This window comes from Paenibacillus sp. CAA11 (genome assembly GCF_003060825.1).
GTDB lineage: Bacteria > Bacillota > Bacilli > Paenibacillales > Paenibacillaceae > Fontibacillus.
In genome coordinates this window covers 4777729-4793695 of sequence record NZ_CP028922.1, presented here as the reverse complement: position 1 = coordinate 4793695, position 15967 = coordinate 4777729, and the positions used below count along the sequence as shown (strand labels likewise).

Sequence of the window (15967 nt, the reverse complement as noted above, 5' to 3'; positions counted from 1 at the left end):
CAACTACTGTTACAATCAGATTTCCGGATTTGGCGAGGCTGCTTGTTGCTTCTCGTGCCCCTGGATATGAGACTCCGGTAGTCTTGGGTTGCTCTGCTTCAACTTATGCTTGATTAGGCTCTGGATAAGCAAAAAGGCTTTGATCGCTCCGATGCCTAACAGCAGGATACAAATAATGAAAATAAAATGTCCAATCCCAGGTAGGTATGTGAAGAAAACATTCCAAGGAGCTATGCCGCCCAATAATATTAATGCTCCAACCGGAATGATCAGGTTAAATATAAGCAGCGATAACAAAGATACAGTTGTTCGCAGCGGAGATGGAGTGAACCTTTTGTTCCATAAAAAAAGCTTGTAAATAGACCATGCGATAAGAGCGACAATAATAACACATATAGAATCGATAATTGCATAGGTTCTGGTGACATTGGTAATTTCAACGCCTGTGGGTTCTTGTCCATTCATGATCTGTTGAACTCCTGAAGCAATTTTACTGAAGTTCATACCTCGCACAAGATAGTCCTGGGCATTAATCAAGACTATGATAGCGGTATCCCCATCCAATATCATATCTGAATGGAAGTTCTCTACAGCCCCATTGTGTTGAATAATATTGTCATTAATCTCCCAACCCATGCCATAATAATGTCCTGTCGAGGGATCTTCGGCGTAAGGCTGATGCATGGTTGAGACGCTGGCAGGGGAAGCGATGGAGACGTTCCGGTAACTTCCGTTATTTAATTGGGCCGTTAGATAGTGAGCCATATCCTCCGCGCTGGAAATGAGGTACCCAGAAGCCAGTATGGATGGATTGTCTGGAAAGTCCACTGGCATCATATAGCCAAAAATAGATTGATATCCTTTGGCCAACCCGTTCTGGCGCGCTTCTGTTACGGAGGTAAAGCTATTTTTCATATCCAGCGGGTTAAAAATATGCTCTTGAACATATTCAGCATAAGATTGACCTGAGACAGCCTGTATGATACTTCCAAGGAGATCATAATTTAGATTTGAATAATGATATGTACTGCCTACTGGGTCACTTAAAGATACATCACCAAGATGGGTGGCAAGCTCATCAATAGAATCAAATTTGTTGTTAAAAACACGCCGTCCCTCATAGGTAGAGAGGCCACTGACCTGGTGAAGCAGGTCTTTTACTAGAATAGCCTCGGCGGCTTTTGGATCTGCCAGTTTAAAATCAGGCAGGTATTTCCGCACAGGTGCATCCAAATCGACTTTCCCTTGTTCAACCAATTGCATGATGGACAGAGCGGTGAACGATTTAGAGGTGGAGCCAAGTACAAATGGGGTTTGAGGAGTAATGGGATCCCCGTCAGGTCCAGAAGTTCCGTAACCCTTTAAATAAACAATCTGATCGCCCTTTACAATGCCCAAAGCAACACCCGGAATTTGAAGCTGCTTGATCATAGATTCGATGTGCTTATCAATTTTGGCGGAATCTACTGGAGTTGCAGTAGAACTGCTGTTGGCTAAGACCGATGAATCAGGGATAAGTACACTACTTGCTATCAAAAAAAGTACAACCATCCATATTTGAATCTTCTTCCTCACAAAGATCACTCGCTTTCCCTTTAGGTTATAAGCATAACCATAAAGGAATTTTTAACCATCTGGAACAGTCCAAGAGATAGTTAATAGACTGGGCGGGGGGTGAGGGTTATCCTCGACTGAGGTCTGGGGGCAGTTTTATTGTCTTGGAGATGCAACGCATTCTGCGGAATTTCTACTACATAGATAGATTGAACTAAAGTTTTACATTGAATTTTCTGTTATCACGGCCTAATACTGTAGCGGTTAAGACTGAAAAGAGGGGAAGACAGGATGGAGGATCAAGAAATAGTCCACTTATTCTTACAACGTTCACAACATGCCATTATAGAGACCAAGAATAAGTATGGGGCATACTGCAGAGTAATTGCAAGGAACATACTTTCCAATTATTCCGATGTTGAGGAGTGTGAGAACGATACCTACTTAGCAGCTTGGGATGCGATACCGCCGCATCTGCCCAGGAAGCTTCCTGTATTTCTAGGGAGGATTACACGCAATATTGCGCTGGATAAACACGGCTATAATACAGCGAAAAAGCGTAATCGTAAATTTGAAGTCATGCTAACCGAATTGGAGGAATGTTTGGCTTCCCCACGTACCGTGGAGAGAGAGTATGAAGCGGGTGAACTAGCAAATTTGATAAGTCAGTTTTTATATGACACAGAAGTACGTGTAAGAAATATATTTATTCGGAGGTATTGGTACTCCGATTCCATCGAGGACCTCGCCATGAGGTTTGATATGAGCAGCAGTAAAGTGAAGTCTATATTATTTAGAACAAGAAAAAAACTGAGAGCTTATCTGGACAAAGAGGGGGGTTACCTGTGAAGCGTGAAGAGCTGTTTAGGGAGATCGGATCGATTGATGAGGATTTAATTGAAGCAGCTGGGAACTGTGAAAAAGTGAAAGGAAAAAGAGGAACTTCGAAAAAGTGGATTGCTGCCTTGGTTGCATGTCTTGTTTTATATAGTTCTACTTCGACAGCTTTATTAGCCATGGAATATTATAAACATCAAAATAATGAGATGAACATTCGATATTTAACGGCAGAAGACATGAAGTTAGAGCCTTCCGAGGAGTATGATGCTGAGAAGTTTCTACGAGCTCTAAAAAGTGATAATGACGAGCATGTCTATATTGCCATTAACAGGTTAGTAGAATGCTTTAATGATCCAAAATTAAGAATAAAAGCGTTAAACGAGCTGAAGCCGTTTGTAGCAAAGGATAATAAAAAAATTGCTGATGCGGCTGCCTTCGCCATCGATGTTCTTTCGAAAAGTTATCAAAGCCCCAATATTTATAAATTGGCAGACGGCAGTATGATATTTACGCTGTTTAACAACTACTCGGATTATGGGAGCCAAAATGTATTATGGAGAATAAAAGACAACGAGCTTAAAGCGTATCTAAGTTATTCTGAACCATCCATGTATATTAAAGAGCTGATCCCTTCACCGGATCGAAAGCTGGTCGCTGTAGTCACCTGTTCGAATAAAAGTGAATTCATTGAAATCCTAAATACTGAAGAAGATAAAGTCAGCCCGGAATTAGTTGAATCGGCAAGAGTCAAATTTGGTGCACAAAACCATTTAGATACATGGATCCGTTCGGATCATGAGAATTATAGTTATACAAATAATATAGAGTGGAAGGGCAACGATACGTTGGAGTTTGAGGGTTCCCTTGCCTATCAGGATACGGAAATTATCAAGGATGTTAAAGTAGCCTATGAATTCAGTAAAAAGGATATTGCAGTGACCGAGCTTAACCAAGGTAAGTGATATAACCAATATAGACATGACCGGAGGATGGCCTTAGAGTAATGGGGCTGTCCTTTTTTGGGGGAGCAAGGTATGAACTGCTGACGTCTGGCTTGGTTCTTACGCAAAAGAGTGCTGCACAATGACTGTATAACATACCTCACTGAAGAATAGGTAACTAATTAAGTAAAATAGGAAACGTAACTAGTTACTTATTTGCGGGGGAGGTTTAGAATGCTGAACCAAGAGGAGAAAGAGGCCTACATTTTTGCTACTATGCTGACATTAGCGAATCGGTTGCAAATCGTAGGGGATAAATTAGATAAAAACATCACCTTAAAGCAGTGGCTCCTTATCGCCATTATTTTAAAGAATGGAAATCCATCTCCCACACTAGGTGAAGTTGCGGCCATCTTCGGTTGTTCCAGACAAAACATAAAGAAACTTGCCAGTATTCTTGAGAAGCAGGGGTTTGTCACCCTGAAGAGAGATGAAAAGGATGCGAGAGTGGTTCGGGTTCAATTGACATCCAAGTGTCACGCTTATTTTAAGGAACGAGAAAATCTTGAGAGTGAGTTTATCCAGGATCTATTTCATCATTTTGATGGGAAGTTAACAGACGGTTTATTTTACGGCATTCAACAGTTGGCAGACAATCTGGGACGAATAGAAGAGAAATACCGAGAACAAGGAAAGAAGTGTGAAAACTCATGTTGATCGGATTGCTTTTACTAGCTTTAATAGTTGTTGCCGTCGTCGTCTATTTTGTTATTCCGTATTCGCCTCTGAAGGCAAAGTTTAATCGAGATATTAAGGAGCGTATAGAGCGCTCCAGCCAAGTGACAGGGGTGCTTACGTATGAAGATGTCGAGGATTTACCCATGCCTGTAAAGCGATATTTAAAGACCTGTGGTTATATCGGCAGGCTGAAGAGCTCATACATGAAGATTAGTTTTAAAGATGTGGATTTTAAGCTATCGCAGGAAAAGCCAATGATCAAAATTGATTACTCGCAGGTTAATTTTGTGCAGAAACCAGATCGAGTTGCATTCATCAATACACGGATGTACGGAATTCCATTTCAAGGATATGACTCTCTTCTGGAGGGTGTAGGAGGCATGAAAGGGGTTCTGGCCAAAGGGATTCCCTTGTTCAACGAAACGGGAGCAGATATGGATCAGGCTTGCTTGGTAACTTTTCTATCCGAATCGTTATTGATTCCTGATGCAGCATTGCAAAGCTATATTACCTGGAAAGAGGTGAATAAAACAAGCGCTAAAGCAATCATTACCTATGGTGGCATAGAAGCTAGTGGTCTATTTACATTCAGCGAAACCGGGGAATTACTCTCATTTTCAACGGATGACCGAATTTATACTTCGACGAATGGCGATCGACAGCAAGTGAAGTGGACGGCGTTATTTAGCGATTATCAAACTAAGGATGGCCGTAAGCAACCGTCTCGTTTACAGGCGATTTGGCATGTTCCAGAAGGCGACATGATTTACTTTGATGGTAGTGATTTTCAAATCGATAGATTATAGCGATAAATACAATCGTAGTGCAGCAGAAGTCAGCCTTTTTACATAGATTTTATATACTCTACGATTTATATAAATTTAATCATGCTAATATACTCCAGGAACAGAAATTTGAGAGGGGTTTTGTAACTCATGTCATGGAGAAAAAGCGTGGGTAAAAGCACAATTCGTGTGGCTGCTGCAGCACTACTACTTTCCCAACTATTTGGCGCAGCAGGTTCTGTCTCTGCAGCAGGCAAAGATGTAGAAGTACACTTGATCGGAATCAATGACCTGCACGGTCAGTTAGATACCACCTCGATGGTTAGTGATAAGAAGGTAGGAACTGCTCCAATTCTAGCAACCTATCTAAAGAATGCTCAGGCAAAATATGAACACTCCCTACTTTTCCATAATGGAGACTCTGTGGGAGCATCTGCTCCGGTCTCATCTCTAGATCGTGACGAGCCTACTATGGAATGGATGAACATGATGGGCTTTGATGTAGCTTCGCTAGGCAATCATGAATTCGACCAAGGTATCGCTGCATTGAAGGCACAGATCTTTGGTGGCCTTGATCCAAAGGAGGGCAAGGTTACTCATGCTGGAGCAAAATTTGATTATGTCAATGCAAACGTCATTGAAACCTCCACTGGCAAAACATTGCTTAAGCCCTATGTGATCAAAGAAGTGGGCGGAGTTAAGATCGGATTTATCGGATTAGTAACGAAGGCTACACCAGCTAAAGTATCGCCATCTGGTACAGCAGGTGTGCGTTTCTTAAGCGCAGAAGAAGAAGTTGAGTCCGTTAATAAATATGCAAAAGAATTGCAAGGTCAAGGTGTAGAGACGATCATCGTCTTGGCGCATGATCCAGCCACAACCAAAGAAGGCGTAACCACTGGAGAAGCAGCTGATTTAGCAAAAGCTTTACCTACCGATTCCCCTGTTGACGTTATCGTTGCAGGTGACAATCATGCTTTAGCTAACGGCGAGGTGAATGGAAAATTAATCGTTCAGGCCTATTCTTACGGTACGGCATTTGAAGATATTAAGTTGATGATTGACCCTACTACTGGGGATGTAACCGAGAAATCAGCTACAGTTACAACGACTTTTCAAGAGGGTGTTCAAGAAGACCCTGCATCTTTAGCTATTATTAAAAAATCATTAGAAAAGCATCCTGAGCTAACGAAGCCAGTAGGTACTACAGATGGTTCTGTCACTCGTACAGATGCTTATAATAATGAAGCTCCTCTAGGAAACATCAATTGCAGATGCGATGCGTCAAGCAGACTTTGGTGATAAAGCAAGCGCTGCTGACTTTGCATTTATGAATCCAGGGGGTATTCGTGCGGATCTTCCTAAAGGTGACGTGACCTTTGCTGATCTTGCTAAGATCCAGCCATTTGGAAATACGTTAGTAAAATTAAGCCTTACCGGTCAACAAGTTAAAACCTTGTTGCAGCAACAATGGGGTACAAATGCTGACGGTACACCAAACACAAAGACACTACAAATCTCTGGTTTGAAATATACTGCAGATTTCAATAAACCAGTTGCAGAACGTGTTACTAGTCTTAGTCTTGAAGATGGCACACCTATTGATCTCGGAAAAACATATACGGCTGTAGTTAACAACTTTATGGCCGCCGGTGGAGATAACTATAAAGTGCTATTGGATGCTAAATCATCCTTAGCAGGTCCTATCGACCTTGATGTATTCTACCAGTACATTGTAGATACGTATAAAGGCGGCGCTATTCAAGCTAAAACAGAAGGGCGTATCACGAACCTAGCTGCATCGAAAGAGCAAACAGAAACACAAACACCTGTAACAATAGAGGTCATTTCCCGTGCTGAATTTGTAAGTGCTCTAGTAGACATGTTGAAACTAAGCGAAGTGTCGACAGCACCTAGATTCAAGGATGTTGCTGCTGACGCTGCATATGCAGATGCAATTACCGAGGCTGCTCATGCTGGATTGATTCAAGGCTACGGCGGTAACTTCAATCCTGATCGTGATATCACTCGTGAAGAAGCTGCTACAATTCTGGCTAAATTGTTGAATAGTCAACTTTCCGATAAAAATGCCGCTACGATCATTGCAGGTTTCGGAGATGGCAACACTGTCTCTGCCTATGCGGTTAAATGTATGGCTGAGCTGATTGACAAAGGTATTCTTAGTGCAGCAGAGAACCATTTGCTTCAACCTAAACAAGGCCTTTCTAATAGCGATGCAAAGGCTTTGATTCAAAAGGCGGTTACAGCAAAAGCTTCATAATTTAGAAATTATTCAAACCTCTTTCTTAGCGGTTATAACGCAGGAAGTTGGCAGAATCATAGGCATTTGAAAAAGGCAGATGCAGAGAAGCCGCCATGGTGGCCCCCTCCGCAACTGCCTTTGGCCTATTCTTACACCCGGTTACGCTCCATCCATGCCGCTGTCCAGTCAACCAGCTGTCTTTGGCGGATCAACCGGACAGACGCGTTCCCTACCTGATGTACGGTGATACGCTGTTCCTGCTCGAACTCGGCGCCCAGCTGGACAAAATCCCGATCGTCGACCGCTTGGGTTGAATAGGTTACCCATCTACGCTCGCCGTCAATGGTCATGGCGCTGCTTTCTTCGGCATACGTCTTTCCGGGGAAGTCGGCCCTAGTCTCTGCGAGATGGAGCGAGGTGTTCTTGTCATGACCGACGCCGATGAGCAGTACATAGCCATCCAGCTTATACAGCTTGTCAAGAGGGGAGCCCTGGCCAAAAATTTGACTTAAATCATGGTTCTCCGTCAAATATTCCGCGTGTTTGCCGACGGCTGCGAAAGACCGCGCCGGATGGTCGGAGCGCTTTGCTCCCGGCCATGTGCGGAGCATCTCGGCGACAACGCCCATCCCGATCGCCGGGGTGACCGCCTTATCGTAAGCAGGCCACTGCTCCCGGATAATCGGCCACCAGGCCTCTTCCGCATCCCAGTGAACGCCGGTCACCGGATCAAGATTTTTCCATGTTTGCGCTGGCATCATCACCGTCCCTTGTTCTCCAATGAGCGTGAGCAGCGCGCGGATGACCGTTTCCGCTCCGCCTACAACATAACCAAGGCTCTTCAGAGAAGTATGGACGATTAAGGTCTGTCCTGTTGACACCCCACATCGTCCGAGCTGTTCCATGAGGTCCTGCTTCGTTAGTATCTTTCGCGGCTGTTTTGCCTGCTCCTTCATCTCTTCCATGTGATTCCCTCCCGATATGACAACATAAAAAACAACCCCGCTGCATGAGGCGGGGTTGTTACTGGCTGCTTGCCAGAAAAGCATAGCCCTTATGTTGTGGAATGAAGTTTCTTCCTGAATTATACATAAAAGGGTTTGGACTATACAAGAGGCAAGGAGCGAGGTGGACATAAAAATGATAGTAAATTACTTGCCGAAGCTTAGCTGCCAAAGCACATCAAGTGGGTTCAAACTCTTCCAGGACCTTGGATTTGTCACCATGAACTTTCTCCAGGTGTTCCTCTCCCCAATAGCATAAGTGGTCTAGGGCGGGCTTTAATCCCCAGCCGTAGGGGGTTAACCTATACTCCACTTTAGGAGGGATTTCCTTATAAACTTCTCGTGCAACGATCTCATCCTTTTCCAGGCCCCTTAGTTGAGTGGTCAGCATTTTCTGCGTAATGTCAGGGATTAACCGGCGAAGCTCAGAAGTCCGTTTCGGTCCTGTCATCAAATGATAGATAATTAAGGGCTTCCACTTCCCTCCCATGACTTCTAATGCCGCTTCTACTCCAACTTTATACTTCTTTTGAACGCTATTCTCCCTCTTTTCAGTCATCTTGTCATTCCTCCGTTATAGGACAGTATTAGGCCGTGATAACAGAAAATTCAATGTAAAACCTTAGTTCAGTCTATATAGATGGGGCAACTATCTAGGGCACTTCCATGTTCCTAGGGCACCCATATTATCCTATAGAACCTCAAAGTGCGTACTTCCAGGTTATTCTAGTACTATTTATAATAGCATCAGCCATGAATCATGGCTACAAAGTTAGCTGCTCAAGAAAGGTAGTGATGATACAAGGATGAGAGTATTATGCGTTGTTTCACACCCGAGGAAAGATTCCCTGACCTTTAAGGTTGCAGATCGTTTCGTACAAGGTCTTTCCGAGGCTGGCCACGACTATGAGATATTGGATTTACACGGGATTGGCTTTAACCCGGTTCTAAAAGGAGCAGATGAACCTGATTGGTCAGCAGCACAGCAGTCTTTTTCCCCTGAGGTGGAAAGGGAAATAAGACGAATGAAGGAGCATGATGCTTTGGCCTTTATTTTTCCGATTTGGTGGTGGAATTTGCCAGCCATGCTAAAGGGTTATATTGACCGTGTGTGGAACAATGGGGTTGCGTACGGTTCGAACCAGCTTCATCATCAGCATGTCTTGTGGATGGGTTTGGCGGGCGTTTCCGAAGAACAGATGAAAAAGCGTAATTATGACGAGATGATTACCCATCTGCTCAATGTGGGAATTGCCGATTATTGCGGTGTCTCCAGCTCCAAGGTTGAATTTTTATATGAGACTTTGGATTCCCCTCCCAAGCATTATGAGATGCTGCTTAACGAGGCTCATCACTTGGGGCTCAATTATGCTAAATCTTCAAATTAATATAATGCATACTTAGTCAAAACGCCCGAGCGCCTGCTATGTAGTGGTTGGCAGTCATGCTCGTGGCGTATTTTTTTATGGGCATACCTATATAGAATGAACCAAAGAAATGAACGTTATAGGACCGTATTAGGCCGTGATAACAGAGAATTCAATGTAAAACTTTAGTTCAATTTATATAGCTTACTGTTATTAGTCCTTTAGTCTTGCAGCCAACTCGGGTCTATGGTCTAGTAATTGTTCAGAATTTGTATAGGTCTCTGTAATACAATGGTCGGGCACGCCATATAAATATGGCGAATTTGGTAACTTTCTGTCTAAGTGGTGAAGGTACCAAAGGATAAAGGAAGAAAGTCATTGTCAGCTTCCAAAACTTAAGAAATGGGGGGATTTTCGTATTGAAACAAAAACGCAGTTTAGGTAAAACGATGCTATCTTTCTGCCTGGCAGTTTTGCTTGCCTTGCAGACAGTAGTGTTCCCTGCTGCTGCAAATGCGAATGGCGTACCGGGCTCGCCGAACGCGGTCGATTCGCTGTCGGTAACTCAGGCGGTGTACGGCGCGCCAGGCCAACCGTCATCGGCAACTCAGGCGGTGTACGCTCGGCCGTCGACATTAGCGGCGCTGGCGACAAACCCGGTGGACAAAACGACGGTGCTGGTCAGTGCCAATCCGGCGTTTAACCTCACAGTGAAGCAGGGCAACCCTGCGGCTGTGATTCAGCCTGGGGGCGAGATTAACGGCCGGGAGAACTTTACCCTTGAGCTGGAAAGTATCGCCGTGCCGACCAAGGGGGACGATCTCAATGCTCCGCCTGAAGGCGTGATTCAGCAGGGGGATTATGCCATCCTGGACAAGGCGGTCTACTTCCCTGGTTTGAATTTGGCGCCTGCAGGTCCTATGTCAATCAATCAGGGCGGACTGAAGATTGCGACCGTCCAGTTTTTTGCCGATTCCATCAAAATTACATTTGATGGCACAGGGGTATATGACGGCAGTAGACGCGACGTCAAAATTGGCTTTTCCGCTGCTGCTAAAGCCGCAGATCAAACCCCTGGCGGCGGTGGGGATACGACCATTTTTGGAGATGGCTATAAGTTTAAAAACTCGGACTTAGTGCCGGAGTACAACATCATTGTTAGCTCTTTAAGCAACGGCGGCTATGACACTGGGATTAACAGCCCCTCTTTTCAAGAGGGTACCATTACGTGGAAAGCGGTAGTGACTGCGACGGATAGGGACGATAAAACCGTTCCCCTGAAGTTGGACGGGCTGACCTTCTCGGATGCGCTTGCGAACGTAGGCGTGTATGTGCCTGGGTCTTTCACGGTGGATGGAAGTGCGGCAGATCCTGATGTTGCTGCAGATCGCACACTTTCCTACAAGTTCCCAGCCGTATCCACGGTAGATAATGTCAGGAGCACGGCGACGATCACTTTCAAAACGTGGATCCCTAGCAATATTTATTACTATGAAAAGAACGGCAATTTTGCTGATCAGTATGGATGGGCCCGCATTGATAATGCTGCAAACCTTGTAGATGACGCTGCCGATGTGAAAGCTTCATCCAATACCCATCGGATTGCCATACGACCCAACTGGATTGCAGTGACGGGCAAGCCCGGCAAGAGCGGAAACGATACGCTCATCACATGGACAGTTGAGGTCAACAAGAGGATTAACAATAATGGCGTGCTGTCCAGAACCGGCTTGCAGAATGTTAAGATCACAGACATCCTGCCTGCGGGGACGGAGTTTGTGTCTGCAACTTATAAGAATGGGGACAGCGGTACGGATACCCCAATTACCCGAAACGCTGCAGGGGAGTACGAGATCGGAACCGCCATCGGCGGGGATCTGAACGGCCCTCTCTATATGACAGTTGTGACTAAGGTGACAGACAGCAGCAAGTCAACCTTTGATTACAAAGCGCGCGCTAACTGGGAGTTGGATGTCAAGGATGGAGGAACTGCCATCCAAAACAACGATGCGACCGAATGGACCGCTCCCGCTGCCGTTATGGAAAATGCACAGGTTAGAATTGGCGCACATGCCTTCACGAAAAGTGCCACTACAACCACCGCGCTGCACAACATTGCAGGCACCAAGTGGACGATCAACTTGAAGCTGCAATACGATCTGGATGCTCCGGTCGTCTATGATTTGCTAGTTTACGGCGGTTCTCTCGACGTACTGGATAATCTGGACGCCAATCCTAAGGTAACGTCGACAACTCTGGATGCTATTAAGAGTCAAATCGACACCAAGCAGTTGTGGCAGAAGTACCGCGAGAATACGCTGACCGTGAGTAATGGGTTAACGGGTGAAGTGATCCCCTTGACGGTCAACGGCGAGCGGGTGGCGGACCTGATCAAAGTGACCGGGTACAAAGGAGATGTATCGGGGAGCGTTTCTTTTGAGGCCGTCACAACCAACCCGGATAACCTGTTCCGACAGGATAATGTCGGAAACACATGGAGCAACCGGGGGCTGCTCTTCGATGGGGACGATTATATGAGCCGCGCAGAGGCCAACACCTCGAATTTTGTGCGGATGCTGAACAAGGAAATGCTGTATGCGAACACGGCGGGTTTAGAAGGGGTTGCAGCCGACTGGAACCGCAACTATTCAGGCCAATGGAGTGACAGCATATGGAAAAGAACGCCCGTTGCCAACGATCCAAACTGGTATACGGACAACTCTCGTCCTGACAATTACATCCTGGCAGGCTATGACCGCAAGGATCAAACGGTCACCTTCCGGCTGGCGGTGAACATGCCAGGCTTCAATACGGAGGAGATGGCCAAGGATGGCGGCACCCGTGTTGCCAGCGACATCAAGCTGGTGGATACGTTGCCGGAGGGCTGGGAGTTTGTAGATTATGCTCCTGGCGAGGCTTATAGACTTTATAAAGGTAGTACGGGCTATAGAACGGATGGTAAAGGCGGAAATGGTAGGTACGCTCAGGCCGTTTCTGTTATTGATCCGGGTACGCCTCAGCATGTAGTGAGCTTCACCCAGAATGGCAATAAGGGCACCTTCACTTTCTCCAAGCTGGAGAGTCCTTACGTCATTCTGGTGAAGGCGCGTCCGACCCATGCCGCGCTTGCGACCTACCAGTTGGGTAACAATAATGCCGGTGAGAATCAGGCTGTGTTCTCCATGAAATGGGGAGACAAGCCGTACAGCGCGACCGAAGTCCACAAAATTATTGTGCCTGTGCAGTCTCTGAGCAAGACAGTACAAAAGCCTGTTTCAGGGGTACAGGAATGGACGGTGAATTACACGCCTCCGTTCCAGATGAAGAAAGGTGTCTATTTGCTGGATACCCTTGGCAAGGGACTGAAGCTGCGCCAGAATGCAGCAGGTGGCCTATCTCTCGATCCTTCCGACATCGCTGTCTATCCTGGCAAGTTAAAGCCGGATGGCACTTTGGAGCGTGAAGGAGGTCCGCTAAATCTTGCGGATCCGAATAGTGAAGTGAAGGTCACTGCAGGCACAGACCCAGCAACAGGGGGATCGACGCTTAGGTTTGACTTTGCCGATCCGAATAAGCTCTATCAGCTCGTTTACCAGACCGAATCCCAGGGCATGCAGCCGGGAACGGCTGGGAACTCCATCAAGCTGATGGGCGATAATACCCTTCCGCCAATCGGAGCGCAGAGCAGCATTACGCTGGACGCGAACGATGTGGCGGGAAGTGCAAATGAAAACGGCCTGCTCTATCTCAAGAAGGTTGGGCCCGACGGCACAACAGTGTTGAAGGACGTAAAGTTCAAGTTGTTTAATTCTGACGGTACACCGGCCAAGGATAAAGATGGAAATGTAATGGAGGAAAAAACAACAGGTGTAGACGGTAAGACGAATTTCATTATTCAGCTGGCTGGGGATTATTTGCTCAAGCAGACGTATATTGATACCAACACTTACTTGCCTACGACTACAGTATACCGGGTGCGTGTCATTGATTCGCCGGGCAAGCCTGTCCTTGTAGACGGTATAAAGGTGGATTCAAACACTCCGCTGATTGTGCCTACACCGGCCCAAGGCAAGCTGACCATCAGCAATAAGGTGGAAGGTAACGGGAGCGATCCGAACAAAGAGTTCGAGTACGCCGTGACCTTCAGCGGCGAGGGCAAGGATGGAGAGTACACTTACAAGAAGCCAGATCATACGGATGGCAAAATTAAGAGCGGGGACAAGATTATCCTCAAGCACGGACAAACTGCCACGCTGCCGATATTGCCTGCGGGTCTGGTTTATACCGTAACCGAAGGCGATTATACGACCGTTGATGGTTACACGACTGATCCGGGAACGAGAGAATGGTCCGGCACCATTGTGAATAAAGGCGATCACAAGGCGGACTTCATCAACGAACGGATCGTCAGCAAGCTGACCATCAGCAATGCGGTTATGGGCAACGGCGGCGACAAGTCGAAGGAGTTCGAGTACACCGTCCGCTTTGAGGGTACAGGTAAGGACGAAAGCTACGCTTACGAGAAGTCGGACGGGGATAAAGGTCTGATCAAGTCTGGCGGTATCTTCCGGCTCAAGGACGGGGAGACACTGGATATTTTGGACCTGCCTAACAATCTAAAATATACAGTTACCCAGAAAGACTACACAACCGATGAATACATGACTACTCCTGTGGAGCGGTATTATACCGGAGTCATGAAGGGTAAGGATGAAACTGCCCCGTTCACGAACGTACGCGTCTTGACAGGCAGCCTGTTAATCGGCAACACGGTTCAAGGGAATGGCGGCGACAAGACGAAGGCGTTCAAGTACAAGGTCACCTTTACAGGTGAGGGAGCGGATGGTTCCTATCCTTATGAGAAGTCGGATGGCAGCAAAGGCACCATCACAAGTGGAGATACCTTTGAGCTTAGAGACGGCCAGACGTTCCTTGTACAAGAACTTCCTACGAATCTGCAGTATAAGGTAACCGAGGATAATTATACGAACGACGGCTATGAGACGGATCCTGAAAGTCTCAATCGCACGGGTACCATTCCGGCGAAAGATGCGGCTGAAGCCCGCTTTGTCAATAAAAGGCAGCTTCCGGTTCTGGAAGGCGTGCTGCGGGACAACAACACAGGTGAAGTCATTCCGAATGCGTCCATCACGGTGACCAATCTGAAGACAGGCGAGAAGCAGACGATTCGGACGAATGAGAAGGGTGAATATTCGGTCATTGCCGAGGCCGATACCGACTATACGATCACATTTACGAAGAGATATCAGGTAGGCGGGAAAGATGTGCCTGTCGAGTTCACGCAAAAAGCGAATGTGAACAGCAGTGTGACGAACGAGACCGTTCCGGCGAATATTACAGCCGTAGGCATTGTGCTTCTGAAGCAGCCTGACGGGCAGGATTCGCTGCTCGGCAGCGAGCTGGCTGGCAAGATGCGCATTTACCTGCGGAATGCCGGAGGTCAATATGTGACGGATGAGAACGGCAAGCCTAAAGCGTTCAGCCTGCAGCCGAACGGTGTCTTCTCAGCGGAGGGTTTAGCTGCGGAGAAGTACAAGATGGAAGTGCGCTACGAAGTGGCGCCAGGCCAAGAATTAACGGTCCTTCATGCGGATCTGGATGTGAAGGCGAATGGGGAATTGAATATTTCCCAAGGGCTCGTTGACCCGTATGGTATCATTACGGATGCAACAAACGGCAGGACGATTGAAGGTGCAGAAGTGACGCTGTACTATGCGGATACGCCGAGAAACAAGGCCAACGGCATTGTACCAGGTACGAAAGTAACGCTGCCAGCGATTCCGGGCTTTGCACCAAACGATAACGCCAGCCCAAGTCAGAACAGCGACGCTAATGGTGCCTATGCATACATGGTGTTCCCGTATACGGATTACTATCTAGTTGTAACGAAAGCTGGCTATGAGACGTATACGAGTCCGATACTCTCGGTCGATACAGATGTCGTACGCCACGATTTACAGTTGAAGCCGATAAGTTCCGGCGGCGGCGGTGGAGGTACGGTTCCCGTAGATCCTGGGCCAGCTCCGGTGACCCCGGTGCCTGAGCCAAGCAAACCGGAACCTGAAAGTCCTAAGCCCGGCAGTGTCAACGGCGGAACCGATAACACCGATAATGGAACCGACCAAGTCGCCAATGGCAGCGATAACATTGACAATGGAACCGACAACGTTGATAACGGAATCGGCAGCATCGACAATGGAACCGATGACGTTAACAACGGAGCTGGTGACATTGACAACGGAATGGATGACGCCGACAGCGATAACAGCAAAGGCAACAATGCAGGCGGCAACGTCGACAATGAAGCCGCGAGTGTCGATTACGAGCTGGATGATGCTCCGAAAACAGGGGATAGCAGTCCGTCGCCAACCCTCTATATGGTATTGGCGCTGATGTCCTTGATTACAATTGGATTCTGTCTACACAGCAGCAAGAAGAAGCACATTCAGTAACC

11 protein-coding genes are annotated in these 15967 nt (G+C 46.7%); 8 read left to right on the top strand and 3 right to left on the bottom strand.

Features of this window, described 5'->3' with window-relative positions; all coding sequences use genetic code 11:
* Positions 1 to 15 precede the first annotated feature (15 nt).
* Complete coding sequence (locus tag DCC85_RS22280; RefSeq protein WP_108467541.1) at positions 16 to 1551, bottom strand: serine hydrolase domain-containing protein; 1536 nt, start codon at positions 1549 to 1551, stop codon at positions 16 to 18.
* 294 nt (positions 1552 to 1845) lie between these two features.
* On the opposite strand from DCC85_RS22280, the gene DCC85_RS22275 reads away from it, so the two are divergent.
* The 6 genes from DCC85_RS22275 (at position 1846) to DCC85_RS23510 (ending at position 7139) form a co-directional block, all read left to right on the top strand.
* Positions 1846 to 2403, top strand: a complete 558-nt coding sequence (locus DCC85_RS22275; RefSeq protein ID WP_108467540.1) for an RNA polymerase sigma factor — start codon at positions 1846 to 1848, stop codon at positions 2401 to 2403.
* Positions 2400 to 3356, top strand: a complete 957-nt coding sequence (locus tag DCC85_RS22270; RefSeq protein ID WP_108467539.1) for a hypothetical protein — start codon at positions 2400 to 2402, stop codon at positions 3354 to 3356. Before DCC85_RS22275 ends, DCC85_RS22270 begins: the two co-directional genes overlap by 4 nt.
* Before the next feature lie 213 nt (positions 3357 to 3569).
* Positions 3570 to 4052 (top strand): MarR family winged helix-turn-helix transcriptional regulator, encoded by a 483-nt coding sequence (locus DCC85_RS22265; protein ID WP_234414281.1) that lies wholly within the window; start codon positions 3570 to 3572, stop codon positions 4050 to 4052.
* Positions 4046 to 4879 (top strand): DUF6544 family protein, encoded by an 834-nt coding sequence (locus DCC85_RS22260; protein WP_108467538.1) that lies wholly within the window; start codon positions 4046 to 4048, stop codon positions 4877 to 4879. Before DCC85_RS22265 ends, DCC85_RS22260 begins: the two co-directional genes overlap by 7 nt.
* A 129-nt stretch (positions 4880 to 5008) precedes the next feature.
* Complete coding sequence (locus DCC85_RS23515; protein ID WP_234414280.1) at positions 5009 to 6160, top strand: metallophosphoesterase; 1152 nt, start codon at positions 5009 to 5011, stop codon at positions 6158 to 6160.
* Positions 6138 to 7139 (top strand): 5'-nucleotidase C-terminal domain-containing protein, encoded by a 1002-nt coding sequence (locus tag DCC85_RS23510; protein ID WP_234414279.1) that lies wholly within the window; start codon positions 6138 to 6140, stop codon positions 7137 to 7139. The genes DCC85_RS23515 and DCC85_RS23510 overlap by 23 nt, the downstream gene beginning before the upstream one ends.
* A gap of 131 nt (positions 7140 to 7270) precedes the next feature.
* Here DCC85_RS23510 and DCC85_RS22250 read toward each other — a convergent pair whose 3' ends face one another.
* Together DCC85_RS22250 and DCC85_RS22245 are read right to left on the bottom strand one after the other, a co-directional pair.
* Positions 7271 to 8086: an AAC(3) family N-acetyltransferase gene (locus tag DCC85_RS22250; RefSeq protein ID WP_234414278.1), complete on the bottom strand. Its 816-nt coding sequence runs from the start codon at positions 8084 to 8086 to the stop codon at positions 7271 to 7273.
* 217 nt (positions 8087 to 8303) lie between these two features.
* Positions 8304 to 8684 carry a winged helix-turn-helix transcriptional regulator gene (locus DCC85_RS22245; protein ID WP_108467537.1) on the bottom strand — a complete coding sequence of 127 codons (381 nt, stop codon included), beginning with the start codon at positions 8682 to 8684 and terminating at the stop codon, positions 8304 to 8306.
* A 247-nt stretch (positions 8685 to 8931) separates the two neighbouring features.
* Here DCC85_RS22245 and DCC85_RS22240 point away from each other — a divergent pair, with 247 nt between their 5' ends.
* Together DCC85_RS22240 and DCC85_RS22235 are read left to right on the top strand one after the other, a co-directional pair.
* On the top strand, positions 8932 to 9513 hold the full coding sequence (locus DCC85_RS22240; protein WP_108467536.1) for an NAD(P)H oxidoreductase: 582 nt from the start codon (positions 8932 to 8934) through the stop codon (positions 9511 to 9513).
* A 428-nt stretch (positions 9514 to 9941) separates the two neighbouring features.
* Positions 9942 to 15965: an MSCRAMM family protein gene (locus DCC85_RS22235; protein WP_108468017.1), complete on the top strand. Its 6024-nt coding sequence runs from the start codon at positions 9942 to 9944 to the stop codon at positions 15963 to 15965.
* Positions 15966 to 15967: the final 2 nt, after the last annotated feature.

Bases quoted from the DNA above. Each gene is read 5' to 3' on its own strand.
- DCC85_RS22280 (WP_108467541.1), bottom strand. From the start codon at position 1,551: ATGGTTGTACTTTTTTTGATAGCAAGTAGTGTACTTATCCCTGATTCA.
- DCC85_RS22275 (WP_108467540.1), top strand. From the start codon at position 1,846: ATGGAGGATCAAGAAATAGTCCACTTATTCTTACAACGTTCACAACAT.
- DCC85_RS22265 (WP_234414281.1), top strand. From the start codon at position 3,570: ATGCTGAACCAAGAGGAGAAAGAGGCCTACATTTTTGCTACTATGCTG.
- DCC85_RS22260 (WP_108467538.1), top strand. From the start codon at position 4,046: ATGTTGATCGGATTGCTTTTACTAGCTTTAATAGTTGTTGCCGTCGTC.
- DCC85_RS23515 (WP_234414280.1), top strand. From the start codon at position 5,009: ATGTCATGGAGAAAAAGCGTGGGTAAAAGCACAATTCGTGTGGCTGCT.
- DCC85_RS23510 (WP_234414279.1), top strand. From the start codon at position 6,138: ATGCGTCAAGCAGACTTTGGTGATAAAGCAAGCGCTGCTGACTTTGCA.
- DCC85_RS22250 (WP_234414278.1), bottom strand. From the start codon at position 8,086: ATGGAAGAGATGAAGGAGCAGGCAAAACAGCCGCGAAAGATACTAACG.
- DCC85_RS22245 (WP_108467537.1), bottom strand. From the start codon at position 8,684: ATGACTGAAAAGAGGGAGAATAGCGTTCAAAAGAAGTATAAAGTTGGA.
- DCC85_RS22240 (WP_108467536.1), top strand. From the start codon at position 8,932: ATGAGAGTATTATGCGTTGTTTCACACCCGAGGAAAGATTCCCTGACC.
- DCC85_RS22235 (WP_108468017.1), top strand. From the start codon at position 9,942: ATGCTATCTTTCTGCCTGGCAGTTTTGCTTGCCTTGCAGACAGTAGTG.